The sequence below is a fragment of the Actinacidiphila glaucinigra genome, assembly GCF_900188405.1.
GTDB lineage: Bacteria > Actinomycetota > Actinomycetes > Streptomycetales > Streptomycetaceae > Actinacidiphila > Actinacidiphila glaucinigra.
On the sequence record NZ_FZOF01000009.1, the window covers coordinates 137306 to 161739 of the forward strand.

21 protein-coding genes and 3 tRNA genes are annotated in these 24434 nt (G+C 73.5%); 7 read left to right on the forward strand and 17 right to left on the reverse strand.

Translation table 11 applies throughout. The features are described 5' to 3' along the window. Positions 1-55: 55 nt before the first annotated feature. Positions 56-796, reverse strand: coding sequence for a response regulator transcription factor (locus tag CHF15_RS20840; RefSeq protein WP_089225349.1), 741 nt, complete (start codon positions 794-796; stop codon positions 56-58). A 210-nt stretch (positions 797-1006) separates the two neighbouring features. On the opposite strand from CHF15_RS20840, the gene CHF15_RS20845 reads away from it, so the two are divergent. Both CHF15_RS20845 and CHF15_RS20850 read left to right on the forward strand, forming a co-directional pair. Continuing rightward, a complete protein-coding gene (locus tag CHF15_RS20845; RefSeq protein ID WP_089225350.1) occupies positions 1007-1888 on the forward strand; it encodes an LLM class F420-dependent oxidoreductase in 882 nt (293 codons plus the stop codon). Between the two features lie 110 nt (positions 1889-1998). Further along, complete coding sequence (locus CHF15_RS20850; protein WP_179279889.1) at positions 1999-2838, forward strand: MEDS domain-containing protein; 840 nt, start codon at positions 1999-2001, stop codon at positions 2836-2838. Between the two features lie 15 nt (positions 2839-2853). Here the strand turns inward: CHF15_RS20850 and CHF15_RS20855 are convergent, their stop codons facing one another. The 3 genes from CHF15_RS20855 to CHF15_RS20865 all read right to left on the reverse strand — a co-directional run bounded on the left by CHF15_RS20855 (position 2854) and on the right by CHF15_RS20865 (position 3676). After that, a complete protein-coding gene (locus tag CHF15_RS20855) occupies positions 2854-3066 on the reverse strand; it encodes an EF-hand domain-containing protein (RefSeq protein ID WP_089225352.1) in 213 nt (70 codons plus the stop codon). 265 nt (positions 3067-3331) lie between these two features. Beyond that, positions 3332-3404, reverse strand: a tRNA-Arg gene (locus CHF15_RS20860). Between the two features lie 181 nt (positions 3405-3585). After that, positions 3586-3676: transfer RNA gene (locus tag CHF15_RS20865), tRNA-Ser, on the reverse strand. A gap of 186 nt (positions 3677-3862) precedes the next feature. Here CHF15_RS20865 and CHF15_RS20870 point away from each other — a divergent pair. Together CHF15_RS20870 and CHF15_RS20875 are read left to right on the forward strand one after the other, a co-directional pair. Beyond that, complete coding sequence (locus CHF15_RS20870) at positions 3863-4303, forward strand: SSI family serine proteinase inhibitor (protein ID WP_089225353.1); 441 nt, start codon at positions 3863-3865, stop codon at positions 4301-4303. A 244-nt stretch (positions 4304-4547) separates the two neighbouring features. Further along, positions 4548-7886 (forward strand): hybrid sensor histidine kinase/response regulator, encoded by a 3339-nt coding sequence (locus CHF15_RS20875; protein ID WP_179279890.1) that lies wholly within the window; start codon positions 4548-4550, stop codon positions 7884-7886. Between the two features lie 72 nt (positions 7887-7958). Here CHF15_RS20875 and CHF15_RS20880 read toward each other — a convergent pair whose 3' ends face one another. The 7 genes from CHF15_RS20880 to CHF15_RS20910 all read right to left on the reverse strand — a co-directional run bounded on the left by CHF15_RS20880 (position 7959) and on the right by CHF15_RS20910 (position 14538). Further along, the gene (locus tag CHF15_RS20880; protein ID WP_089225354.1) at positions 7959-9608 is read right to left on the reverse strand and encodes a long-chain fatty acid--CoA ligase; all 1650 of its coding nucleotides are present in this window, start codon (positions 9606-9608) and stop codon (positions 7959-7961) included. 78 nt (positions 9609-9686) lie between these two features. Continuing rightward, positions 9687-10211: a SigE family RNA polymerase sigma factor gene (locus tag CHF15_RS20885; RefSeq protein ID WP_089225355.1), complete on the reverse strand. Its 525-nt coding sequence runs from the start codon at positions 10209-10211 to the stop codon at positions 9687-9689. 196 nt (positions 10212-10407) lie between these two features. Next, complete coding sequence (locus tag CHF15_RS20890; RefSeq protein ID WP_245938939.1) at positions 10408-11427, reverse strand: DUF1906 domain-containing protein; 1020 nt, start codon at positions 11425-11427, stop codon at positions 10408-10410. Between the two features lie 109 nt (positions 11428-11536). Continuing rightward, complete coding sequence (locus CHF15_RS20895; protein WP_089225356.1) at positions 11537-12727, reverse strand: lipid-transfer protein; 1191 nt, start codon at positions 12725-12727, stop codon at positions 11537-11539. Beyond that, the gene (locus CHF15_RS20900) at positions 12724-13110 is read right to left on the reverse strand and encodes a MaoC/PaaZ C-terminal domain-containing protein (RefSeq protein WP_089225458.1); all 387 of its coding nucleotides are present in this window, start codon (positions 13108-13110) and stop codon (positions 12724-12726) included. The genes CHF15_RS20895 and CHF15_RS20900 overlap by 4 nt, the downstream gene beginning before the upstream one ends. A 16-nt stretch (positions 13111-13126) precedes the next feature. Further along, positions 13127-14029, reverse strand: a complete 903-nt coding sequence (locus tag CHF15_RS20905; RefSeq protein WP_089225357.1) for a Zn-ribbon domain-containing OB-fold protein — start codon at positions 14027-14029, stop codon at positions 13127-13129. A gap of 203 nt (positions 14030-14232) precedes the next feature. Continuing rightward, positions 14233-14538 (reverse strand): hypothetical protein, encoded by a 306-nt coding sequence (locus tag CHF15_RS20910; protein ID WP_089225358.1) that lies wholly within the window; start codon positions 14536-14538, stop codon positions 14233-14235. 476 nt (positions 14539-15014) lie between these two features. On the opposite strand from CHF15_RS20910, the gene CHF15_RS20915 reads away from it, so the two are divergent. Next, positions 15015-16499 (forward strand): multicopper oxidase family protein, encoded by a 1485-nt coding sequence (locus tag CHF15_RS20915; RefSeq protein WP_089225359.1) that lies wholly within the window; start codon positions 15015-15017, stop codon positions 16497-16499. 52 nt (positions 16500-16551) lie between these two features. Here the strand turns inward: CHF15_RS20915 and pip are convergent, their stop codons facing one another. The 6 genes from pip to CHF15_RS20945 all read right to left on the reverse strand — a co-directional run bounded on the left by pip (position 16552) and on the right by CHF15_RS20945 (position 22719). Next, complete coding sequence (gene pip, locus CHF15_RS20920) at positions 16552-17514, reverse strand: prolyl aminopeptidase (protein WP_089225360.1); 963 nt, start codon at positions 17512-17514, stop codon at positions 16552-16554. Positions 17515-17590: 76 nt separating this feature from the next. Then, positions 17591-18958 carry an FtsK/SpoIIIE domain-containing protein gene (locus CHF15_RS20925; RefSeq protein WP_089225361.1) on the reverse strand — a complete coding sequence of 456 codons (1368 nt, stop codon included), beginning with the start codon at positions 18956-18958 and terminating at the stop codon, positions 17591-17593. Positions 18959-19183: 225 nt separating this feature from the next. After that, a complete protein-coding gene (locus CHF15_RS20930) occupies positions 19184-19462 on the reverse strand; it encodes a hypothetical protein (protein ID WP_143681600.1) in 279 nt (92 codons plus the stop codon). Between the two features lie 771 nt (positions 19463-20233). Then, positions 20234-20518, reverse strand: a complete 285-nt coding sequence (locus CHF15_RS44430; RefSeq protein ID WP_143681601.1) for a hypothetical protein — start codon at positions 20516-20518, stop codon at positions 20234-20236. A 460-nt stretch (positions 20519-20978) separates the two neighbouring features. Beyond that, positions 20979-21065, reverse strand: a tRNA-Ser gene (locus CHF15_RS20940). Between the two features lie 61 nt (positions 21066-21126). After that, entirely contained in the window at positions 21127-22719 is a 1593-nt protein-coding gene (locus CHF15_RS20945) for a S1C family serine protease (RefSeq protein ID WP_089225364.1), read from the reverse strand. Between the two features lie 154 nt (positions 22720-22873). Here CHF15_RS20945 and CHF15_RS20950 point away from each other — a divergent pair, with 154 nt between their 5' ends. Together CHF15_RS20950 and CHF15_RS20955 are read left to right on the forward strand one after the other, a co-directional pair. Then, a complete protein-coding gene (locus tag CHF15_RS20950) occupies positions 22874-23749 on the forward strand; it encodes a glycerophosphodiester phosphodiesterase (protein WP_089225365.1) in 876 nt (291 codons plus the stop codon). Between the two features lie 158 nt (positions 23750-23907). Further along, positions 23908-24429 carry an ATP-binding protein gene (locus tag CHF15_RS20955; protein WP_089225366.1) on the forward strand — a complete coding sequence of 174 codons (522 nt, stop codon included), beginning with the start codon at positions 23908-23910 and terminating at the stop codon, positions 24427-24429. The last annotated feature ends 5 nt before the right edge of the window (positions 24430-24434 follow it).

Below are 24434 nucleotides of genomic sequence, written 5' to 3' on the forward strand. Positions count from 1 at the left end.
GGCCCCGGCGCCCCCTGCCCGTCCCGCGACCGCGGGGGGCGCCGGCTGGGACGGCTCAGACCGCTTCGCCCGGTTTGATCAGGTAGCCGGCGCCGCGCCGGGTGTGGATCATCGGGGGCCGGCCCACGTCGATCTTCTTGCGCAGGTAGGAGATGTAGAGCTCGACGACGTTGGCCTGACCCCCGAAGTCGTAGGACCAGACGCGGTCGAGGATCTGCGCCTTGCTCAGCACCCGGCGCGGATTGCGCATCAGGTACCGCAGCAGCTCGAACTCGGTCGCCGTGAGATGTATGCCCTGGCCGCCGCGGCTGACCTCGTGGCTGTCCTCGTCGAGCACGAGGTCGCCCACGACCAGCAGCGAGTCCTGGCGGACGGCGGCCGCCCCCGCCCGGCGCAGCAGTCCGCGCAGCCGGGCCACGACCTCCTCCAGGCCGAACGGCTTGGTGACGAAGTCGTCCCCGCCCGCGGTGAGGCCCGCGATGCGGTCCTCGACGGCGTCCTTGGCGGTGACGAACAGCACCGGCACGTCCGGCAGTTCGCGGCGCAGCCGGGCCAGGACCGCGGGCCCGTCCATGTCGGGCAGCATGACGTCGAGGACCACGGCGTCCGGTCGCAGCTCGCGCGCGGTGCGCAGCGCGTCGGAGCCGGTGTGTTCGGTGGTGACGTCCCAGCCCTCGTAGCGCAGGGCCATGGAGAGCAGGTCGGCGAGGTCGTTCTCGTCGTCGACGACGAGCACCCGGACGGGCGAGCCGTCGGGGCGTGTGAGGTCGGCGGCGGGGGAGGGAGACGCGGTCATGCCCGCATCCTGTGCGCCGCCCCTGAGAACACCCTTTCCGCCGTCTGTGATTTCCCTGAGAATCGCCTGTCGAGGGATCTTCCGCGGGGCCGGTACACCACCCTGACGCGCCGCCGGGCGGGGAATGCGCGGGCCGCGGACCGCGTTTTGCTACGAAGGACGTCGAACTTCAGTCGAACTTCACACGGACTTCGTGGCGGGAGAAGACCCATGAGCGACAGCCGGACGCCGGCGATCGGACGCTACGGCCTGTGGAGCGGCGGGCTACGCGACCCCGACCCGGCTCGCGCGGCCGAACTCGCCGAGACCGCCGCCGAACTGGAGGAACTGGGGTACGGCGCCCTCTGGCTCGGCGGCAGCAGCGGCGTCGAGCACGCGGCCCCCCTGATCGAGGCCACCTCCTCGATCACCGTCGCGACCGGCATCCTCAGCATCTGGCAGTACGGGGCCGAGGACACCGCCGCCCGCCAGGCCACGCTCGAGGCGGCCCACCCCGGGCGCTTCCTCCTGGGGATCGGCGTGAGCCACGCCCGCCTCGTCGAGCAGTACAAGCGCCCGTACGCCGCGATGACCGGCTATCTCGACGAGTTGGACGCCGCCGGTGCGCCGGCCGGGAAGCGGGTGCTCGCCGCCCTGGGCCCGCGGATGCTGGAACTCGCCCGCGACCGCTCGGCGGGCGCCCACCCGTACCTGGTCACCGTCGAGCACACCGCCGAGGCACGCGCCACGCTGGGCGAAGGGCCCCTGCTGGCACCGGAGTTCACGGTCATCCTGGAGACCGACCCGACGCGGGCCCGCGAGACCGCCAGGGAGATGCTGGCGTTCTACCTGACGCTCCCCAACTACACGGGCAACTGGTTGCGCCTGGGCTTCGACGAGGACGACCTCACCGACGGGGGCAGCGACCGCCTGGTCGACGCGCTCTTCGGCTGGGGCGACGAGGAGCGGGTCCGGCAGCGGATCGACGCCTTCCTCGACGCGGGTGCCGACCACGTCGCCGTCCAGGTGCTGGCCTCGGGTGAGGACCGGTCCGGACTGCCGCGCGAGCAGTGGCGCAGGCTGGCGGCGGCACTGAAGCCCGCCGGTCACTGACGGTCCGCCCGGAGGCAACCGGCGACATCCCACCGAACAGGAACGGAACGCTCCGCTCAAAGGCGTTCAGCGCCCGGCCGCCTCACGGGGCCGGGCGTATGTTCGGCCCCATGGACAGCGGCACCGTGCCCCGCACCGTCCCGGTCGACCGCATGGCGTCCGGCGACCACGCCTGCCTGGGCTTCCAGGACGAGGACGACCGCTGGGAGATCCGCGCCGCCTTCACCGCGATCGGCCTGGCCCGCGGCGAACGCGTGCTGCTCCTCACCGGCCCCGGCACACCCCCGGCCGAGGCCGTCACCCGCCTCACCGCGCAGGGCATCCGCGCCGCCGAGGCGATGCGTCACAGCGCGCTCGTCATCACCCCCGCGGTACCCGGCTACGACACGGCCGCCGCCTGGACCGCGGCGACGAACGCCGCCCACGGACAGGGCTTCTCCGGCCTCCGGGTCGCCGGCGACATGTCCTGGGCACTGGGTCCCGGCCTCGACCGCGACCGCCTGCTCGGCCACGAGGCCGCCATGACCCCGCTCCTCGCGGACCTCGGCCTCACCGCCATCTGCGAGTACGACCAGCGGCGCTGCGCCGCCTCGCTCCTCGACCGGGTCCGGGCCGCCCACCCGGTCTGCGTACGCCCGCGCCACGGCTCCCTGCGCGCGGAGCACGCCGGCGGCACCCTGGCCCTCCGCGGCGACGCCGATCTCGCCACCCGCGACGACTTCGAACTGGCCGTCCGTCACGCCTTCGCGGCGCCCTCCGGCCCGCCGTGCCGGGTCGACCTCACCCGGCTGTCCTTCATCGACGCCCGCTGCGCATCCGTCCTGATCCGCCACGTGGCGTCCCTCGGCCCCGCCGACCGCGTCACCATCCGCTGCCCGCGACTGCACGCGCGCACCCTGCGGCTCTGCGGCGCGGCCGAGGTCCCCCAGCTCCTCCTCGAGGAGACCTGAACCCCCGGCCCGGTGTCAGGCCTGCTGGGCCGCCCAGAACTCGTCCCACGAGATCTTGCCGTCGCCGTTGGCGTCGACGGCCCTGATGACGCTCTGCGCCACGGTCTCGGTCACGTTGAAGTCCCCGAGCTGCGCCATCACGCTCTTGTACTCGCCGGCCGTGATGAGCCCGTCCCCGTCGACATCGAATCGCGTGAACGCCTTCTTGGCCGCCTCGATGTCCGCCATCGTGACCACCCCTCCTTGTGTGTACTCGGTCCTGACTGCGCACACCCTAGCCGCCGCAACAGCCCCGCCGGCGGCCGGGCGGAGGTGGATCACAGCGGCCGCCGGCAGCGGCGCCGGGCACCTTCACCGACGTGCCGGGGGCCGCCCACGCACGCATGACGCGTCCGGGCCGCGCCCCCTGACTCCGGGTGACGCGGAAGGATCCGCGCGCGCGGGCGGCAACGCGAAAGGCCCCCGGGTGATCCCGGGGGCCTTCGGCTCGCTGTGCACTCGGCAGGATTCGAACCTGCAACCTTCTGATCCGTAGTCAGATGCTCTATCCGTTGAGCTACGAGTGCTTGTGCTTCCCGGCGTTTTCTTGCCGGTCGGCGTTGCGGGAACAACATTACATGACCCGCGCCGTGAGGTGAAATCCATTAGCCACACACGGCCTGACCTGCACAAACGCCACAACGGCGGTCCAGCGGAGGGGCCGGGAACGGCAGAAGCCCCGGCCGGGTGGCCGGGGCTTCTGTGAGGCGGAGGCGGAGGGATTTGAACCCTCGATGGACGGTAAAGCCCAAACCGCATTAGCAGTGCGGCGCCATAGACCGGACTAGGCGACGCCTCCTGACGTGCCCGCGCGAGCGGGTGTGTGCAGATGATGGCACAGCCCACCGGGCTGGGACCAATCGCTGACCAGATTACTAGGCCTCGTGCGGCCAGGGCAAAGGCGTTGCGGCGGGCGCCGCGGCGGCGCGCCCACGATCGGGTGGATTGGCGGGCGCGGGCCGCCGCGGGGAGGTAGGGACGGAGCATGCGATTGGCTCGTGTGCCCATGACCGCCGCGCTCGCGCTCGGCCTGCCGCTGACGGTGGCCGCGCCGGCCCTGGCCTGCCCTCCGGGGCCGGCGGCGCCGCCCGACGTACTGCGGGTGACCGTGGACGACGGGGGCGGCCGCCTGTCGGAGTACGACCTGCGCTGCGATCCCGTCGGCGGGACCCACCCCGAGGCGTCGGAGGCGTGCGCCCGCCTGGAGCGGCTGGGCGGGCCCGTGGGCCCCTCGCCCAAGGGCACGATGTGCACGATGATCTACAGCGGCCCGCAGCGGGCGACGGTGCGCGGCAGCTGGCGCGGCCGGCCCGTGGACGCCCGCTACGACCGCAGCAACGGCTGCGAGACGGCGCGCTGGGGGCGGATGGCCCCGGTGCTGCCCGCGCCCGCGGTCCGCGACGGGTCCGGCGACCTGGGCGGGTGAGCCGGTGTGTGGGACGGGTGTGTGACCCGCGGGGGTGACCGACACCACATCCGCACGCCTCGGACGCGAACACTACTCACGCGTACGGGACATGGGTATCCGGCGCCTCGCTGCCAACCTCTGCCCGTACACTCGCTCTAGTGACATGCCCCCCGGTCGGCGGCAAGATGGGCCAGCACCGGTGGAAGCCCCTTCGCGGGTGGTGGCGCGGCGGCAAGTGCGGTTTTCAGGGAGGACGCGTCTCGTGAGCAGCAGGCCATCCCGAGGCGCTGCTCGCCTCGCGGCAATACTCGACGCGCTCCCCGACGCCCTGCTGCTGGTGAACGCCAACGGGACCGTCGTCAACGCGAATTCCATCGCCCTGGAGACCTTCGAGTCGCCGGGCACCGCCCTCGTGGGCCGCGGGCTGCTCGATCTCCTGCCGGCGTTCGACGCGCGTCGCATCCCCGGTTCGATGCGCCGCCCCGACGACGACGTGGGCCGCACGAAGCCGACCCGGATGATCGCCCGGCGGACCGACGGCAGTGAAATTCCGGTGGAGGTCACGAGCGCGAACCTCGACGACGCCCGCACACCCTTCGCCGAGACCTACAGCTACACCGGCGACGAGCTGCTGATGCTGGTCGTCCGGGACCTCACCGGAACGCTGGACACCGAGACCGAACTCGCCCGCCAGCAGCGTCAGACCGAGATGATCCTGCGCGCCGCCAGCGAGGGCGTGATCGGCGTCGACACCGACGGCAAGATCGTCCTGGTCAACCCCTCGGCCGCGCAGATCCTGGGTTTCCGGGCCACCGACCTCGGCGGGCAGGAGCTGCACCCGCTGGTGCACCACTCCCGTCCGGACGGGAGCCCGCTCCCGGCCGAGGAGACGCCGCTCTCCGAGACGCTGCGCTCCGGGCTGAAGCACCGGGTCCGCGGCCAGGTGCTGTGGCGCAAGGACGGGCGCTCGGTGCCGGTCGACCTGATCACGGCGCCGGTGCGGGAGGGCGAGCAGCTGGTCGGCGCGGTGATGACCTTCACCGACCGCACGCGCTTCGACGCGCTCGCCGCCCGCAACGCGCAACTGCAGTCGCTGCTCGGCGACGCCCTGCGCGGGCCGCTGGACGAACTGCGGGCCGAGCTCGCCGGGCTGGCCAACGACCCGGCCGGGCAGCTGTGGCCGGAGGCCAACCAGATCCTGCACCACCTGACCGCGGGCTACGCGCGGATCACCACGCTCATCGACAGCGTGCTGTCCTTCCAGCGGCTCGACCGCGGCGAGGAGAAGCTGCAGCGCGAGACGACCTCGATGGACAAGGTCGTGGCGTCCGGTGTCGAGGCCGCGGTCGAGCTGATCGGTCCCGGGCGGGCCCAGTACGCGGTGCACGCCCCGCCGATCGAGGCGACGGTGGACGCCGAGCGGATGTCCCAGGCGCTGTCCCACCTGATCGCGGACGTGGCGGGCGTCGACGCGGCGGGCAACATGCCGGTCGTGGTCGGCGGCGTCGACTCCACGATCGTGGTGGCGGCGGCGCAGCGCGGCGACTCCGTCCGCATCGAGGTGCGCGGACCGCACGCGGGCGACAACCCGGTGCACGTGCCGGTCGCGCGCGGCATCGTCGAGAAGCACGGCGGCGTGCTCCAGACGCACGAGGTGCCCGGCCAGGGCAGCGCGTACGTAATGGAGGTGCCGGTCGGCAAGGGCGGGGCGAAGACGGCGGTCAAGGAGCCCCGGCGCGAGTCGGAGACGACCGTCATGCCGGTGCCGGCCGAGCCGGTGCGCGGTACCGGACGCGCCGCCCTGCCGCAGGCGCCCTCCCCGTCGCCGGCGCCGGTGGCCGTCCCGGCCCCGCAGCCGCCGCAGCAGGCCGCGCCGACGGCGGCTCCCGCGCCGGTCCCCGGGGCCGCGCTCGCGCTGCCCGCCGTGCCGACCACCGACGCACCGACCCCCACCGGACGGCGCCGCGCCCTGCGCCGACCCGAGGAGCCGCAGCCCCAGGCGCAGCCCGCCCTCCCCCCGGCCCCCGCCGACCCGGAGGAGCAGCCGACCGGCCGCAGGGCCCGCCGCGGCGGGCCGCAGGAGCCGCAGGCGGGGCTGGTTCCCGCGCTGCCGGCGGCACCCGCGCCCGAGCAGAGCGCGCCGGGCAACGGACGCCGTGCGCGCCGGGCCACCGTCGCGGAGGCCCCGGCCGCGCCCGAACTCCCCGCGCTGCCGGCCGCCCCCTCCGCCCCGGCCCCTTCCGTGCCCGCCACCCCGGCGACCGAGTGGCCGGAGGCCCAGGGTTCGGCCCGCCGTCCGCGCGGCATCGTGGAGAGCACCCCGCGCCCGTCGGCGATCGTCGACCCGCGGCGGCTCCCCCCGCCGGCCCCGGCTCCGCAGCCGGAACCACTGGCCATCGAGCCGCCGATGATCCCCGAGCAGACGCAGCGCAGCCCGGAACCGCAGCCCGTGGCACAGCACGTGCCGCAGCCCGGGCCGCAGCCCCAGCCGATTGCGCCGCCGCAGCCGCAGCCCATGGTCCCGCCCCAAGCGCTGCCGCCCGTGCCGCCGCAACCGCAGCCCGAGGCGCAGGCCCCGCAGAACGACGGCGGTACGCAGGGCCGGGCGATCAGCGTGCGGACCCTCGGGCAGGGCGTCGCCTTCGCCCAGCAGATCAACGAGCAGATCGTCCAGCCCTCGAACGGCTCCGGGCGGCGCCGCAAGCTGGCCACCCCCGTGGAACCCGGGCCCGCGCAGCCCGCCGCGCCCGCGGCCGTCAACGGCACCGAGACCCCCGGCCGGGCGTACGCCATAGGCGCTCCCACGGAGGCCACCGAGGGCCCCGAGCCGCTCGACGGTCCCAACGGCGCCGTCGACGTCACGGAGGAGAACTCCCACGAGCCCGGCGCCGTCCTGGACGAGCCGCGCCGTCTGCTGGTCTGGCCCGAGCCGGACGTCGCCACCCGCCAGGCGCTGACCGACCGCGGCTACCGTCCGGTCGTCGTCCGCTCGCGCGAGGAGGTCGACGCGCAGGTCGCCGAGCCGCCCGCCGCGCTGTTCGTGGACCCGCTCACCGGGCCGATCACCCGGACCGCCCTGCAGTCGCTGCGTCAGGCGGCGGCGCAGGCCGAGGTGCCGGTGCTCGTCACGGCCGGCCTCGGCCAGGCGACCCGCGAGGCCGCGTACGGGGCCGACCCCGCCGTGCTCCTCAAGGCGCTGGCGCCGCGGGACAGCGAGCAGCACCCGCCGCGGGTGCTGCTGATCGAGGCCCACACGGCGATCGCGCAGGCCTTCACCGCGACGCTGGAGCGGCGCGGGATGCACGTCGCGCACGCCCAGTCGGAGGCGGACGCGATGACGCTGGCCGCGCAGGTGCACCCGAACCTCGTGGTGATGGACCTGATGCTCATCCGCCGCAGGCGGCAGGGGATCGTCGACTGGCTGCGCACGAACGGCCGGCTGGAGCGCACGCCGATGGTCGTCTACACCGCGGGCGACATCGACCCGGCGGAACTGCCGCGGCTGGCGTCCGGCGAGACGGTGCTCTTCCTCGCGGAGCGCTCGACCAGCACGGACGTCCAGGGACGCATCGTCGACATGCTCGGCAAGATCGGCTCCTGAGGGCCCACCGCTCGACGTGCGCCGGGCCCCGGGGGCGCATCCCCCGGGGCCCGGCGTACGCGTGGCGCGTCGTCAGACGAGCTTGGTGACGTCCAGCTCTCCCGCCGCGTACTGGCGGCGGATCACCTTCTTGTCGAACTTGCCGACCGAGGTCTTCGGCACCGCCGGGATGACGGCCCAGCGCTCGGGCAGCTGCCAGCGGGCGACGCTCGCGCCGAGGAAGGTCCGCAGCTCCTCGTAGCCGACCGTGCTGCCGTCCTTGAGGACGACCGTGGCGAGCGGCCGTTCGCCCCAGCGCTCGTCGGGTACGGCCACCACCGCGGCCTCGGCGACGGCCGGGTGGGCCATGATGGCGTTCTCCAGCTCGACGGAGGAGATCCACTCGCCGCCCGACTTGATGACGTCCTTGGCGCGGTCGGTCAGCGTCAGGTAGCCGTCGTGGGTGATGGTGCCGACGTCCCCGGTGCGCAGCCAGCCGTCGGGGCTGAACTTGTCCTCGGGGCGCAGCGCCTCGGCGTCGGCGCCGCCGTAGTAGGCCGCGGCGATCCACGGTCCGCGGACCTCCAGTTCACCCGCGGACTCGCCGTCCCAGGGCAGCACCTCGCCGGACGGGCCGACCAGCCGGGCCTCCACGGAGGCGGGGAAGCGGCCCTGGGTGATCCGGTACGGCCACTGCTCCTCCTCGGTGAGGCCGGCCGGCGGGTGGGCCATGGTGCCCAGCGGGGAGGTCTCGGTCATGCCCCAGGCGTGCAGGAGCCGGACGCCGAGCTTGTCGTACGCCTCCATCAGGGAGGGCGGGCAGGCGGAGCCGCCGATGGTGACGTGGCCCATGCTGCCGATGTCGCGCGGGTTGGCGGAGAGTTCGGCGAGCAGGCCCTGCCAGATGGTGGGGACGGCGGCGGCGTGCGTGGGGCGCTCGGCCTCGATCATCTCGGCGAGCGGGCCGGGCTGCAGGAAGCGGTCCGGCATCAGCATGTTGATGCCGGTCATGAAGGTGGCGTGCGGCAGGCCCCAGGCGTTGACGTGGAACTGGGGCACGACGACCAGCGTGGTGTCGCTGTCGGTCAGGCCCATCGACTCGGCCATGTTGACCTGCAGGGAGTGCAGGTAGATCGAACGGTGCGAGAACAGCACGCCCTTGGGGTCGCCGGTGGTGCCGGAGGTGTAGCACATGGCGGCCGTGGAACGCTCGTCCAGCTCGGGCCAGTCGTAGCGGTCCGGGCGGCCCTCGATGAGGGACTCGTAGGAGTGCAGGGCGGGCCGGCAGCCCTCCAGCGGCGAGGTGTCGCCGGGGCCGACGACCACGATGTGCTCGACGGACTCCATCGCCGGCAGCAGCGGCGCCAGCAGCGGGATGAGCGTGCCGTTGACCAGGATCACGCGGTCGGCCGCGTGGTTGGCGATGAAGACCAGCTGCTCGGCGGGGAGCCGGAGGTTGAGCGTGTGGAGGACCGCGCCCATCGAGGGGATCGCGAAGTACGCCTCCACGTGTTCGGCGTTGTTCCACATCAGGGTCGCGACGCGGTCGTCCGGTTCGACGCCGAGCTCGTCGCGGAGCGCGTGCGCCAGCCGGGCGGCGCGGGCACCGATCTCGGCGAACGAGCGGCGCTGCGGCTCGCCTTCGCCGGTCCAGGTCGTGACCTGCGACCGGCCGTGCACCGTCGAGCCGTGGGTCAGGATCCGGGACACCAGCAGGGGAACGTCCTGCATTGTGCTCAGCACCGGTCGCCTCCTCGTTGAAGCGGCTACGCGTGGGTAGGTGGGTGCTGAGATTCTGCTGGCATACCGATCGGTATGTCACTACCCCAGGCGCAATTCGGGGTCCTCCCGGAGTTTGCCCAGGGCCCGCGACACCGCGCTCTTGACCGTGCCCACCGAGACCCCGAGCGCCTCGGCGGTCTGCACCTCGCTCATGTCCTCGTAGTACCTGAGGACGACCATCGCCCGCTGGCGTGCGGGGAGCCGGGCGATCGCGCGCAGCAGGGCGTCGCGCTGGGCCTGCTGCTCGGCCGCGTCGGGGCCCGCGACGGCGTGGCCGCACGGCTCGGGGAGCTCGTCGGTGGCGTACTCCTCGACCCGGCGCCTGCGCCACTGCGAGGTGCGGGTGTTGACCAGCGTGCGGCGCACGTAGCCGTCCAGCGCCCGGTGGTCGTCTATCCGGTCCCATGCCAGGTAGGTCTTGGTCAGGGCGGTCTGCAACAGGTCCTCGGCGTCGCAGGGGTTGGCGGTGAGCGAGCGCGCGGTCCGCAGCAGCGCCGGGCCCTTGGCCCGGACGTAGCGGGTGAACTGGGCCTGCGAGGCACTTGTGCACACGGGCGTGGTCATGGCTCCACGCTAGGAGCCGGTCCGCGTGCGGGGGATCCGCCGCAGGTGCCGAAGCGGGGTCACCCTGAAGTCGTAGGGCGGGGGCCCGCCCCACCTCCGGAGGGCTGAGGCCGCGCCCGCCGCCCCTACGGGTCACCCCGCAGGGACGGCGCCCTCGCGGCCGCGCGCCAGGCCGTCCGCCGCGTCGTCCGCCGCGTCATCCGACGACGGCCACCGGCCCGTCCAGCCGGTTGCGGTCGATCGCCAGCCGCCGGCCGCCGTGCTTCTCGCGCACGCTGCCCGAGTACTGGTGGATGCGACCGTGCGGATGCCAGGCGTCCCGGTCGAGCACCGGTTCGCTGCGCACCGCCGGTTTCCCCTGCCAGCGGGCGAACCAGACGGCGCGCGGCAGGTCGTCGTAGCCCTCCCGGCGGGCCCGCTCGATGTGCCGGATGCCCGACTCCGAACTGCTGTAGAGGCCGGGCAGGTAGCCGGCGTCGTCGACCTCGCGGTCCCAGGCCCGGATGAAGTCGAGGGTCTGGTCGGCGCAGCGGGACCGCTTGGCGTTGTACGCCTCCATGTCGAGATAGAGCGCGCTGCCCGGCTCGAAGCCGAGGGCGGCGGCCCTGCGCACGGCGTCCCAGCCCTCGCCCGCGCCCTGGCCCCAGGGGTCGTCGGTGCTGATCCGGTGGTTGCGCAGGTGTTTGCCGCGTACGCAGGGCGACTGCGAGCCCACGTAGATCGGCAGGATGCGCCAGCCCATCCGGTGCACCGAGCGCACCCACTTGCGGTTGAGGTGGCGCTGGGTGCTGCAGGCGCGGGCGCGGCCGCCGTAGTAGACGCCGACGGCGCGGTACTTGGAGCGCAGCCAGGCGCGCATCGTGGACAGCGGAGGCGTGCGGCAGGTGTCGAAGCCGTAGCCGCGGTAGACCCGGGCCGGGCCGCCCCCGGAGGGGGCGCCCTCGTCGCCGCCGAGGCCGTAGGGGAGGTCCAGGCCGTCGAGGAGGCCGGTGTCGGCGAAGCCGAACGGGCCGTCGTCACCGCCGTCGCCGGGCGCCCGGGCCTGCCGGTACGTCCGGGCCTGGGCGGGCGTGGAAGCCGTCACCGAGGCGGGCTTGGCGACCGGCCCCGCGGGACGCGGTGCGACGGCCTCGGCCGCGGTGGGCCCGGCCAGGAGGCAGGCAAGCACCATCGCCACGATCGCCCCGTGTCGGATGATCGGCTTGTGTTCGCGCATGGGTCGAGTGAACGCGGGCGGCTACCCGCCGGCGGGGGAGCCACGCCCCGCTGTCAGCCGTACGCAGCAACACCCGGCCCCGGATGGGCCGCCGGGGCCCGGGGCCCGCTCAGTCCGCCGCGCCGAGCAGCAGTCCGGAGGTCGGCACCCCCGTACCGGCCGTGACGAGGACGTGGGCCGCGCCGGGGACCTGGTTGACGCCGGTGCCGCGCAACTGCCGCACCGCCTCCGCGATGCCGTTCATACCGTGCAGGTACGCCTCGCCGAGCTGGCCGCCATGGGTGTTGACGGGCAGCCTCCCGCCCAGTTCCAGTCCGCCGTCGGCGGCGAAGGCGGCCGCCTCGCCCCGCCCGCAGAACCCGTACTCCTCCAGCTGCATCAGGACGAAAGGGGTGAAGTGGTCGTAGAGCACGGCGGTGTCGACGTCCTTCGGCCCGAGACCGGAGGTGCGCCACAGCTGGCGGGCCACGACCGCCGACTCGGGCAGCCCGCACAGATCACGGTCCGGCCGGTAGTAGCCCGTCATCTGCTCCTGGCCGCGCCCCGCGCCCTGCGCCGCCGCCCGGACCACCGCCGGCGGGTGCCGCAGGTCGCGGGCGCGTTCGGCGGAGGTGACGACCAGGGCCTGGCCGCCGTCGGTCTCCTGGCAGCAGTCGAGCAGGCGCAGCGGTTCGACGATCCACCGCGAGGCGGCGTGGTCGGCCAGGGTGATGGGCCGGCCGTGGAACCAGGCGGCCGGGTTGGTCGCGGCGTGCCGGCGCCCGGCGACGGCGACATGGCCGAAAACCTCTGGTTCCAGACCATATGTATGGAGATAGCGCTCTGCCGACATGGCGACCCAGGACGCGGGGGTGAGCAGCCCGGACGGCAGGTTGACGCCGAGCGCGGCGCCCTCCGCCGAGGGTTCGCGCTGCTGGACGCCGGAGCCGAAGCGGCGGCCCGAGCGCTCGTTGAAGGCCCGGTAGCAGACGACCACGTCCGCGACGCCGGTCGCGACGGCCATCGCGGCCTGCTGCACGGTGGCGCAGGCCGCCCCGCCCCCGTAGTGGACGCGGGAGAAGAAGCCGAGTTCGCCGATGCCGGCCGCCTGGGCGACGGTGATCTCCGGGCTGGTGTCCATCGTGAAGGTGACCATGCCGTCGACGTCGGCCGGCGTCAGCCCGGCGTCCTCGATGGCCGCCCGCACGGCCTCCACGGCCAGTTTCAGCTCGCTGCGCCCGGAGTCCTTGGAGAACTCCGTGGCGCCGATCCCCGCGATCGCGGCCCGGCCGCCCAGGCCGTCGCGCCGTCGTACACTCATCCGCCGCCCACCTCCACCACCGCGGTGCCGGTGACGTGCCGCCCCTGCCGCAGCGTGCCGAGGACCTCCACGGTCGCCTCCGTACCGCGCACGGCGGTGACGTTCCCGGTGAACACCAGCTCGTCGCCCGGGTGGGCCGGCGCCCCCAGCCGCACCCGCAGCGAGCGGAGCACCGCGGAGGGGCCGAAGTGCCCCGCGAGGTAGCGGCCGACCAGCCCGCCCGTGGTGAGGATGTTCAGGAAGACGTCCGGCGAGCCCTTGGCCCGCGCCGCGTCGGGGTCGTGGTGGACGTCCTGGAAGTCGCGGGTGGCGATCGCCCCGGCGACGACCAGCGTCCGCGTCACGGGGATCCGCAACTCCGGCAGGACGTCGCCCGTCCGCACCCCCGGTCCGGTCATCTCACACCTCCGCGCGGAAGACGGGCACGGCCGGCTCCCCGTCGGCGTGCCGGAACTCGAGCGCCACCGGCATGCCGATGCGCACCTTGTCGTACGGCACGCCGACGACGCCGCCCAGGAGGCGGACGCCTTCGGCGAGTTCGACCAGGGCGACCGCGTACGGGGGGGCGAAGGCGGGGAACGGCGGGTGGTGGACGACGACACGGCTGAAGACGGTGCCGCGCCCGCAGGCCGGTAGCGTGTCCCAGGCGTCGGAGCCGCATGTGTTGCAGCCGGGGAGCCACGGCAGCCTCAGGGTGCCGCAGGAGGAGCAGCGTTGGATGAGCAACTCGTGCCGTTCGACGCCCTCCCAGTACCCGGCGTTGTCGCGGTTGACGACCGGGCGTGGCCGCCGCGGCCGCTCGCCCGGCGCCCGCGCGGGGGCGTACTTGAGGATGCGGAAGCGGTGGCGGCCGGCGAGTTCGCCGTCCGCGCGGACGTCCATCCGCGTGGTGACGAAGTGACCGCTGCCGAGCCGGGTGGTCTTGCGCGGCGACACGGACTCGATCACCGCGTCGAAGGTGATCCGCTCGCCGGGTCGCAGCGGCCGCAGGTACTCCTGCTCGCAGTCGGTGGCGACGACCGCGGTGCAGCCCGCCCCGTCGAGCAGCGCGAGGAGTTCGTCGTAGGCGCCGGCGCGGGAGCCGCCCCCGGCGGTGCCCGGGTGGGTGGAGAGCCCGCGCATGGTCCACACCTGCAGCATGGGGGCGGGTGCCGTGCCGTCCGCCGGGACGGGATGGCCCAGCGCCTCGCACCAGTGCCTGATCATGGGCGCGTTGACGGGGTCCCCGCCCTCGCCCGCGACGGCGGCGGGGCGCCCTTCGTACGTCGCCAGCCGCTCGTACAGGTCGTCCTCGGTCGTCATGGCCGCCGTCACCGCCCCCTGTTTCTGACTGATCGTCAGATTGGCGAGAGGGCGGCACCACTGTCAAGACGTCCGGACCGGAAGAGGTTGTCCACAGGCTGTGGACAACGCCGGACACGACTGCGCGACGGCAGTGAGGCTGCCGTCGCGCAGTCGACCCTTTCAGCCCCCCGGCCCGCCACCCCGGCGACGGGCCGGCCCGCTCACCACATGGGCCCGAAGTGGATGTTCAGCGTCGGCTGGTTGATGGTGGTGAAGGCCGAACCGACCACGCTGGCCGTGCTGTTCTGATTGGAGGCCCCCGCCCCGGTCGCCGCCTGCTGCGTGGTCGTCACCGTCCCGAAGTTGTCGCGGCCCACGTTGCCGCCGCTGTTGCTCACCACGGTCGCGTTGGAGGTGCCACCCGCCACGGCGCCGTTGTCGGCCACCGCCGTGCCGGCGAACAGCGCCGCCGCCAGCGGCAGTGCGGCCAGGGCGGCCATGACTCGGGCGGTACGGATGCTTGCCATGTGTTTCCCTCCGAGGAGTGGATACGAGGTGCGCGGCGCGGTCGGCCGACCGCTCCGCCGGCTCTGCGACGTCGCCGCAACCAGAGTTGCCCAGCACCACGGCGGACAAGCCGGACCTTGATCCCTTTCGCTCGCAAGCGTGACGATCTGTCGACAAACCTCCACAACCGCCCCGGCAGGCCCGCCCGCCCGCGTCCCGGGCGCCGCAACCCGGCCCCCCGCGGGCGCGGAATCGTTACAGCACGGCTTTCGGCCAATCTCGACGCCCCGCCCTCCCCGGACCGGCCGCGGCCCGAGGTGCTGCCATGCCGCCGTGCTGCCGTGCTGCCGTTCGAGCGGATGCCGCCCCTCAGTGGTGCGTGGCGCGCCGGAAGCCAGCCGTCCGCTTCCTACGCTCCGGCTGACGGACCCCGTCGCCCGTCGCGCCCCGCGCCCGGACGTCCCCGCCCGGCCGCACCGCTTCCCTGGGGAGAGATGTGACCCGGTCCCGTACCCGATCCCCGCTGGCCCGGCTGGTCGCCCTGCTGCTCCTGGCCGCCGCCTGGCTCGCCGGCTGCGCGGGGCACGCCCCGTCCGGGCACCCCCACGCCACGCCGCCACCCGCCCCGCAGGACCGGCAGGCACCCCCGGCGGGACCCGGCCCGCGGCTGCAGGACCCCCCGGAACTGGTCAGCCGCGACGGCGTCCTCAAGGCCACGATCGTCGTCGAGCGCCGCAAGGTCCAGGTCGGCGACCACCGGCTGTACGCCCTCACCTACAACGGGATGTACATGCCGCCGACGCTGCGCGTCCGGCCCGGCGACCGCATCGACCTCACCATGACCAACCGGGTGCGCGAGGACACCAACGTCCATGTGCACGGGCTCCACGTCTCGCCGCGCAGCCCCGCCGACGACATCTTCGTCGCCATCAAGTACGGCGGGAGCCACCACTACACCTACCGGCTGCCGCGCACCGTCACGCCCGGCACCTACTGGTACCACTCGCACGCCGACATGATGTCCGCCGCCCAGGTCGCGGGCGGGGAGTCGGGCGTCATCGTCGTGGACGGCCTGCGGCGCTACCTGCCCCCGTCCCTGCGCGGGATCACCGAGCACGTCGTCGCGCTCAAGGACTTCCAGATCCACGGCGACTCGATCAGGACCCACAAGCTGAAGATCGGGACGCGCACCAACCGCACCGTCAACGGCCGGCAGAACCCGGTGATCTCCTTGCGGCCCGGCGAGACCCAGCTGTGGCGGCTGGCCAACATCGGGGCCAACATCTACTACCGCCTGCACCTGAAGGGCGGCCGCTTCCATGTGATCGCCCAGGACGGCTACCCGGTCCGGCGGGTCTACGCGGCGGACACGCTGGTCATCGCCGCCGGCGCGCGCTTCGACGTCCTGGTGCAGGCCGGCGGCCGGCCAGGCACCACCACCCTGGAGACCCTCGCCTACGACACCGGCAAGGCCGGCAACCGGTTCCCCCGTACCGACCTGGCCACCGTCGTGACCGGCGGCACCCCGATGGCCCCGGCACGCATCCCGACGGACTTCGCGCCCAACGAGGACCTGGCGCACGCCGTGATCGCGGACCGCAAGACGGTGGTGTTCACCGAGAACGACGCGGGCGACGAGTTCTACATCAACGCCCGCAAGTACGCCCCGAACCGGGTGGACTTCACCTCGGTCCTCGGCACCGTCGAGGAGTGGACCGTCCGCAACGACTCCGACGAGGAGCACTCCTTCCACGTCCACACCAACCAGTTCCAGCTGATGAGCACCGACGGGAAGGCCACCGACCCGGATCACCGCTGGTTCGACACGGTCAACGTGCCCGCCCGCGGCAACGTCGTCATCCGCGTCCCCTTCACGGACTTCACCGGCCGGACGGTGCTGCACTGCCACATCCTCAACCACGAGGACATGGGGATGATGGCGATCCTCGACATCGTCCCGCCCCGCGACCGCGGCAAGTGACCGTGCGGGAGGGGCGGTACGGCCGCGCCCTCCCGCGCCCTCCCGCGCACGGTCAGCGCGCGCCGAAGCGCCGCGCCGCCGCCACGACCGCCTCGCCCATGGCGGGGCTGCCCGTGTGTCCGGAGTCGTCGATCACCTGGAGTTCCGCTCCGGGCCACGCCTTCGCCAGCTCCCACGCGGTCGTCAGCGGACTGCCCAGGTCAAGACGCCCGTGGATCAGCACCCCCGGGATCCCGGCGAGCCGGTGCGCGTCCCGCAGCAACTGCCCCTCCTCCAGCCAGGCGCCGTTGGCGAAGTAGTGTGCGCAGATCCGTACGAAGGCGACCAGGTCGTCGTCCGGCCGGTCGCCGTAGGCCCCCGGCTTGCCGTTGGTCTCGTGGGCGATGACCGCGTTCTCCCAGGTGATCCAGTCGCGTACGGCGCGTTCCCGCACCGCGGGGTCCGGGCTGCCGAGCAGCCGGTCGTACGCGGCCGGGAGGTCGCCGTCCCGCTCCCCGGGCGGCACCCCGTCCCGGAACGCCTCCCACGGGCCCGGCACCAGCCGGGCCACGCCGCGGTAGAGCCAGTCGATCTCCTCCCGCCGGGTCGTGGTGACCCCGACGATCACGATCTCCGACACCCGCTCGGGGTACCGCTGCGCGTACGCCAGGATCAGCGTCGAGCCCCACGAGCCCCCGTACAGCATCCACCGCTCGACACCCAGGTGTTCGCGCAGCCGCTCCATGTCGGCGATCAGGTGCTCGGTGGTGTTGTGCTCGAGCGACACCGCCGGGTCCGAGGCGTGCGGCAGGCTCTGCCCGGACCCCCGCTGGTCGAAGAGCACGATCCGGTACACCGCCGGATCGAAGGTCTTCCTGCTGCCCCTCTTGCCCCCGGAGCCCGGGCCCCCGTGCACGCACAGGACCGGCTTGCCCTCCGGGTTGCCACTGGTCTCCCAGTGGACGCGCTGCCCGTCTCCGACGTCGAGCAGCCCCGACGCGTACGGCTCGATCGGCGGAAATCCCGCTGCTGCCATGACGATCCCCCTCCTTTGCACCGGCGAACGACCCCGCGAGGCTAGCCGTTCACGCGACGCGCCGCCGGGCCCGGCGTCACTCGGGGCCCGAGCGGGGCCGGGGGAAGGGCCCGGGCTCCGCCGGTCCGTCCTCCTCGCCCCGCGCGGAGGGACGGTGGCGGTCCAGGGCCGGCAGGTCGGGCACCAGGTGGGCGTGGGCCCGGCAGACGGCCGCGGTCTCGGCGATCGACACCAGCGGGGTACGGATGTGGGACCAGCCGCCGGAGGCGTCGCCCGCCACCGCGACGCCCACCCGGTCCCGCGCGATGGCGGTCGCGGCGGTCGTCGCCTCGGACGAGATGTCGCCCAGACCCACCTCGGCGGTCTGCTTGTTGACGCGGTGCACGACGCGCCCGGAGAGCTGGGACCGGAGGGTGGCGGCGCCCTTGCCGAGCTCGACCCCGAAGCGCTGCCCGCAGATCTCCAGGTAGATGCCGACCGCGCGGGCCCGCTGGGCCAGCCGGATCAGGTTCGCCACCATCCGGTCCCGGCGTTCCTCGTCCTTCTTCGTCGCGCTGAGGAAGAGTTCGGCGACCTCGTCGACCAGGACCACGACGGGCACCGGCCGCACGTACGCGGGCAGCCCCCAGATGTCGGAGGCCACCTCCTCGTCGGGGCTGTCCAGCGCCGTGCGCTGGCACTCCTTGAGCAGCGCGAAGCGGTGCTCCATCTCCCCCACCAGCGCGTCCAGCAGCTCCGCCGCCTGCTCCCGGTCGGTCGCCAGGGCCGACAGCCGGGCCGCGTACGGGATCTGCTCCACCCCGCCCTTGCAGTCGATCCCCACCAGGGCCACCGGCAGCCTGGCCAGGTTCATGATCAGGTTGCGCTGGTAGACCGACTTGCCCGACTGGTTCGCCCCGAGGGTGAGGGCGTGCGGGATCTCCCGGTAGTTGCGCACAAAGGCGGTCCCGTCGTCCCGCAGCGCCACCGGCACCACCATCGGCCCGGACGGCAGGCGACGCGGCATCCGTACGTCGCGGAGCACGTCGTAGCCGGTCATCCGCAACTCGACCACCCCGGGCCCGAGCTCGACCACGTGCACCGCGTGCACGCCCCACGCGTGGCGCAGGCGGCTGGACGCGGCGGTCACGTCGGCCGGCTCCAGCCCGCCCGGCAGCCGCAGCCGCACCCGCAGGCCGGTCAGCGAGCCGCCCAACCGGCGGATCCTCGGCGGCACCGGCCGGGCCTCCCGGCGCCCCACCGCCCACCCCGCCAGCGCCCGCGCCCGCGACGGCGGTACGGCCAGCCCGCAGGCCACCATCGTGGAACCGTAGGTCGACAGAAACCGCCCCCAGGCCAGCGGCAGCCCGAACAGCAGCCAGAACGCGACCGGGAACCGCTGACGGCCGTAGGCCAGGCCACCGGCCGTGGCCAGCAGCAGACCCAGGAGCGCGACACCCGTCATGGTGATCAGCCCTTGCCGTTCGGGACGGCGGCCGGCACCGGCTCAGTGCCCGCCCGCGGCACGCGAGCAGATCCCATGACCGGTTTGACCGTTAAGCGTATTCTCCCAGCCCCGCCCCCGCCCCCCGGTCACCGACACCGGGGTTCCACCCGCGGGGCCGCGCCCCGTCCGGACGATGACCGCGTTCCACGCGCGCCCGAGCGGCCGGAGGTTCACACCCGCCGGTCACCGGGCGTCGACGTGCGGAACCCGCGATCGGCGGCGGTCACGCAGGGCGGAGCGGAGCTCGTGTCCGAAGTACAGCAGAGCGAAAGCGCCCAAAACGATGAGCACGGGCGCGATGCGTTCGGGGCGCGACCTCTGCACCATCCGTCCCACCCGGGTCCACGCGGGAAGCTGGGCGTCGTACTCCATCGCGATCAGCCACCACACGGCCGACACCATGCAGATCAGGGAGAGCAATGCCCCGGACCAGTGGGCAACCCACCAACGCGTCGTGCGCATGCCGACCAAAATGCCACCGTCTCCTCGACGAACGAACCGAGCCGGGCGAGCCTATGTTCGGCAAGTGCCGTGTGTGAAGATCGGGAACAGACCCCATCGACATCGCACATCACCAGGTGCGAGCCCGCGTTCCGCGCTCCGGGCGCGGCCGGTGAAAACCGGGAGGGCGAGCGAGAGGGAGCAGAGTGCCGGTCGCGCACGAAGAAGGGGCGCCCCCGTGTCTTGGGGCACCCCTTCCGTTCAGCGCCTCGGATGTGAACCCACGGCGACATCGTTGCGATGGCTGACGGTTCTTCATACCTTCCCCCAGCGTGTAGGCGACCGATAAGGCCGCCGACCGGGAGCCGCGCTGCCTGGCGGACCACCGAGGCCGGCTGGCGCCTGACGACCGACGCGCCCCTGGCGTGCCCGATCAGACGCGGAACCACGAAGAAGGCCCCGGTGTCTTGAGGGCACCCCTTCTGTCCAGCGCCTTCGCCGAGCCCGTGCGCGGAGAGTGCGGGATTTGAACCCGCGGTGGCATCGCCGCCACGACGGTTTTCTCCACCTCGTCAAGGGCTCGCTCCGCTCGCCGCGCGAGCCACGAAGGGAAGAACGGGCGGCGCGTGGCTCGGGCGGTCGGCTCCACGGCCTCAGGTCGGCTTCAGGCAACCACGCAACCGCCATGGGGCAGGGGAGGAGCCGGCCCCATTCGCGGTCAGCGTACGGGCCCCGACTCTCGCCCCATGGCATCTCCCGCCCGAAGCCGGTACGCCGACCTCTGCTCTGGTCTCACCACTTTCCCGCGAGCACCCGGATGCGGTGCCCCAGCACCTTTCCGAAGGCGGCGGTGAAATGGGGATCAAGGGGCGGCCAGTCGTCGAACTCGAAGCCGAGGTAGGCGAAGGCGAAGTAGTCGCGTGTCCAGTCCCAGTCGGGAAGCGGGACGCGGCGAGCGCAAGCCGGGCAGCCGAGGTCAGCGGCGCCCGTGGTGTACCAGGTGTCGATGACCTCACCGGACCAGGTGGAGGTCGCGCTCTGGCAGCGAGGACAGATCGGGTCAGGGACTCTGCCCATACCGGCAAGCAAGACGGTGCGACCCGCCACGACCCGCAACTCCCCGCAAGGCTCCTCCTCCAACTCCTTTATCCGGGCCCGCCAGTCCGGCGGGACCAGGTCGACGGCCTCCCGCCAGCGTGGCCCGGCCAACTGCACCACACCGTCTTGCCACGGCACCGGACGGATGAGCCCTTCCGCCTCAAGCCACTCCCTACCACGGTCGCCCCACGCCACCGCCTCTTCCGGTGAGGCATCCAGGTCCACAACGGTCTGCCGGTAGGTCCCCATGGCCTTCCCCCGCCTTCATGATTGTTCTGGGCCGGCACCGGCCTCAGGTTGCGCGAGCGACCCGTGCGTGCCCCTTCCGTGCCCGATCAGACGGGAAACCACGGGGAAGGTACGGCGCCACCACGCACGAAGAAGGGGCGCCCCCGTGTCTTGGGGCACCCCTTCTGTCCAGCGCCTTCGCCGGCCTGTGCGGAGAGTGTGGGATTTGAACCCACGGTGACATCGCTGCCACGACGGTTTTCAAGACCGTTCCCTTAGGCCGCTCGGGCAACTCTCCCCGCGCCGCGGAGTCCGGTGTGGTGGGCCGGGCGGCGCGGGGGACAGCCTAACGGGTCGGCTCAGCTGGCGCTGTCGCCCTTGCGTTCGCCGAGGGTGACGGTGGCCGTGCGGGTCTGGCCGCCACGGGTGTACGTGAGGTCGACCTTCTCGCCGGGCTGGTGCTGCCAGATCTCGCCGATGAGGGTGGGGCTGGAGTCGACCACCGTGTCGTCGAACTTGGTGATCACGTCTCCGGCGCGCAGGCCGGCCTGGTCGGCGGGGCCGCCCGCGGTGACGGCGTCGGCGCCGGTGGCGATCTTGGCACCCTCCCCGTTGTAGCTGGAGTCCACGTGCACGCCGATGACCGCGTAGACGGGCTCGCCGGTCTTGATCAGGCCCTCGGCGACACGGCGGGCCTGATCGATGGGGATGGCGAAGCCCAGGCCCACGCTGCCGGACTGGGCGGCGCCGTCGTTCCCGCCGGTGGACTGGATGGCGGAGTTGATGCCGATGACCGCGCCCTCGGAGTTGAGGAGGGGTCCGCCCGAGTTGCCCGGGTTGATCGAGGCGTCGGTCTGTATGGCGCTCATGTAGGAGGCGTTGGAACCCTCGCCGTCGCTGGAGGCGATGGGACGGTGCAGGGCGCTGACGATGCCGGTGGTGACGGTGCCCGAGAGCCCGAAGGGGGCGCCGATGGCGATGGTGGAGTCGCCGACGGCCACCTTGTCGGAGTCGCCGAGGGCGAGCGGGGTGAGCTTGTCGGGGGTGACCCCCTTGAGCTTGATGACGGCGACGTCGTACCCCTGGGCGCGGCCGACGACCTCGGCCTCGTACTTCTTGCCGTCGGAGAACGTGGCGGTCAGCTTGCCGCCGTCGGCGGCCGGGGCGACGACGTGGTTGTTGGTGAGGATGTGGCCTTCCTTGTCGTAGACGAAGCCGGTACCGGTGCCGCTCTCCTGGCGGCCGGTGGCCTCGATCGTCACGACGCTGGGGAGGGCCTGCTTGGCGATGCCCGCGACCGAGTCGGCCGCGCGGCTGAGGTCCTTGGGGTTGCCGACCGAGGAGACGGTGGTCGAGGCGTTGTCGTTGCGGTCCGCGGCCCAGAAGCCGACCCCGCCGCCGATGCCGCCCGCGACGAGCGCGGCGACCAGCACGGCGGCGACCAGGCCGCCGGTGCCGCGCTTCTTGGGCGCCGGGGCGGCCGGCACCGGCGCGCCCCAGACCGGGCCCGCGGGACCGGACGGGCCCATGGGGCCCATGGCGCCGAAGGGCCCGGTGGGACCGGTGGGACCGGCAGGACCGGCAGGACCGGCAGGACCGCCGTACGGCTGGGTGGGCGGCGGCGCGACCGGCGGCAGGGGCGCGGTGTGCACCTCGGCGGGCGGTGCCGCGGGGGCGGCCGGGGGAGCGGCCTCGGGCGCCCGGGACACCGCCGGCGCCACGGGCTCCGGCGCCGCGGGGGCCGGGGGAGCCTCCGCCACCGCGGGGGCGGCCGGGCCCGGGGACGGCGCCTGCGCCTGGACCGGGGGAGCGGCAGGCGCGGCGGGCGGCGTGGCGGCGGGCTCGGAGGCCGGGGGCGCGGGAGGCGCAGCGGGAGCGGCGGACACAGTGTCAGCGGGCGGCTGCGTCGGCAGCGCCGCCGGGACCGGGCCGACCTCGTTCTCGGTGCTCACGGCTGTTCTCCTCGGATATGCGTTGTATGCCGTGCGTACGGTTACGGCTACGGTACGTACGACGACCGTCATGATGGACACAGCTTTTCCCACCGGGTGTCAGGCCGCCGTAAGCAGCGGCGGATCCCGGTCCGGCGGATGGCACGATAGCCCGGTGACCGATCTCCGCGCGATCCAGGTCGTGGCTCACCGGGGAGCGTCCGAGGACGCCCCGGAGCACACGCTCGCCGCCTACCGGAAGGCCATCGAGGACGGCGCGGACGCCCTGGAGTGCGACGTACGCCTCACCGCCGACGGCACGCTGGTCTGCGTGCACGACCGCCGGGTGAACCGCACCTCCAACGGCCGGGGCGCGGTCTCCGCGCTGGAGCTGGCCGACCTCAGGAGCCTGGACTTCGGCAGCTGGAAGGCGGAGCCGGGCACCGGACGCGCCGGCGGGACGCGGCGGCGCCCCTCCGCTGAGCTGCGCTCCCTCCTCGACGCGGACGCCGAGGCCCCCGACCGCTTCGACGGCGACCCGGACGAGCTCAGCCGGGTGCTGACCCTGGAGAGGCTCCTGGAACTGGTCGCGGACACCGGCCGCCGGGTGGAGCTGGCGATCGAGACCAAGCACCCCACGCGCTGGGCGGGCCAGGTCGAGGAGCGGCTGGTGGAGCTGCTGGACCGGTTCGGGATGCTGTGGCCCGAGCCGGGCGAGCCGTCCCGGGTCCGCGTCATGAGCTTCTCCTCGCGTTCCCTGCGCCGGATCCGGATGGCCTCGCGCGAACTGCCGACCGTCTTCCTGATGCAGTACGTACTGCCCCGGCACCGCGACGGCCGGCTGCCGGCGGGGGTGGCAATCGCCGGTCCGGGCATCCGCATCCTGCGCGCCAACCCGGGGTACGTGGAGCGGCTGCACGAGGCCGGGCACCGAGTGCACGTGTGGACGGTGAACGAACCCGAGGACGTCGAACTCTGCGTACGGCTGGGCGTCGACGCCGTCATCACCAACCGCCCGCGCCAGGTGCTGGCCCAACTCGGGCGCTGCTGAAGGGAATAGGGGCGATCGCCCGTCCCGGGCGGTGTGCACCGGCGCGTTCGGAACCTGTTCGATCGTTGTGTGTGCCCCAAGAGATCGCAGTTGGCCGGTTTCCGGCCGAGAACGAGAGGGCATCCATCCCGTGGCGTGGGGTGAAGGAGGTCTCGGGGGTGGCGTTGGTGGTGGCCCAGGAGGTGCCGACGTCCTCGACCATGGCCTTGCCTCATGGTCCGGCGGGCGTGGCCGAGGCGCGGCGCAGGCTGCGCAAGGAACTGTGCGCGCACGGGGTCGCGGAGCCGGCCGTCGACGACGCGGTGCTCATCCTGTCGGAACTGCTCAGCAACTCCTGCCGGCACGCCCGGCCGCTGGGCGAGGACGCGCCGTCCCCGGGCGGCAGCGGCATCAGGGCATCCTGGCGGATCGACGAGGACGGCCTGCTGACGGTGGAGGTCACCGACGGCGGCGGGCCGACCCGCCCGCTCCCGGCCAGTCCCTCGCTCACCGCCCGCGGCGGCCGCGGGCTGGGCATCGTACGGAACCTGTCGCTGCGCTGGGGCGTGCGCGACGCCCCCGGCGAGGTCACGGTGTGGGCGATGCTCGCGGTGCGCAGCCGGCACGCGCGACGCGACGACCTCGTGCCCCAGCTCGACATCCCGATCGACTTCGCGGACCCCTTCGACGACCTTCCGTAGGCCCC

What these genes read in the sequence shown, in the direction of transcription:
- CHF15_RS20895 (WP_089225356.1), bottom strand. Translation starts at nt 12,727, where the DNA reads ATGAGTGTACGACGGCGCGACGGCCTGGGCGGCCGGGCCGCGATCGCG.
- CHF15_RS20840 (WP_089225349.1), bottom strand. Translation starts at nt 796, where the DNA reads ATGACCGCGTCTCCCTCCCCCGCCGCCGACCTCACACGCCCCGACGGC.
- CHF15_RS20850 (WP_179279889.1), top strand. Translation starts at nt 1,999, where the DNA reads ATGGACAGCGGCACCGTGCCCCGCACCGTCCCGGTCGACCGCATGGCG.
- CHF15_RS20885 (WP_089225355.1), bottom strand. Translation starts at nt 10,211, where the DNA reads ATGACCACGCCCGTGTGCACAAGTGCCTCGCAGGCCCAGTTCACCCGC.
- CHF15_RS20870 (WP_089225353.1), top strand. Translation starts at nt 3,863, where the DNA reads ATGCGATTGGCTCGTGTGCCCATGACCGCCGCGCTCGCGCTCGGCCTG.
- CHF15_RS44430 (WP_143681601.1), bottom strand. Translation starts at nt 20,518, where the DNA reads ATGGGCAGAGTCCCTGACCCGATCTGTCCTCGCTGCCAGAGCGCGACC.
- CHF15_RS20910 (WP_089225358.1), bottom strand. Translation starts at nt 14,538, where the DNA reads ATGGCAAGCATCCGTACCGCCCGAGTCATGGCCGCCCTGGCCGCACTG.
- CHF15_RS20930 (WP_143681600.1), bottom strand. Translation starts at nt 19,462, where the DNA reads ATGCGCACGACGCGTTGGTGGGTTGCCCACTGGTCCGGGGCATTGCTC.
- CHF15_RS20855 (WP_089225352.1), bottom strand. Translation starts at nt 3,066, where the DNA reads ATGGCGGACATCGAGGCGGCCAAGAAGGCGTTCACGCGATTCGATGTC.
- CHF15_RS20905 (WP_089225357.1), bottom strand. Translation starts at nt 14,029, where the DNA reads ATGACGACCGAGGACGACCTGTACGAGCGGCTGGCGACGTACGAAGGG.
- CHF15_RS20845 (WP_089225350.1), top strand. Translation starts at nt 1,007, where the DNA reads ATGAGCGACAGCCGGACGCCGGCGATCGGACGCTACGGCCTGTGGAGC.
- CHF15_RS20890 (WP_245938939.1), bottom strand. Translation starts at nt 11,427, where the DNA reads ATGCGCGAACACAAGCCGATCATCCGACACGGGGCGATCGTGGCGATG.
- pip (WP_089225360.1), bottom strand. Translation starts at nt 17,514, where the DNA reads ATGGCAGCAGCGGGATTTCCGCCGATCGAGCCGTACGCGTCGGGGCTG.
- CHF15_RS20925 (WP_089225361.1), bottom strand. Translation starts at nt 18,958, where the DNA reads ATGACGGGTGTCGCGCTCCTGGGTCTGCTGCTGGCCACGGCCGGTGGC.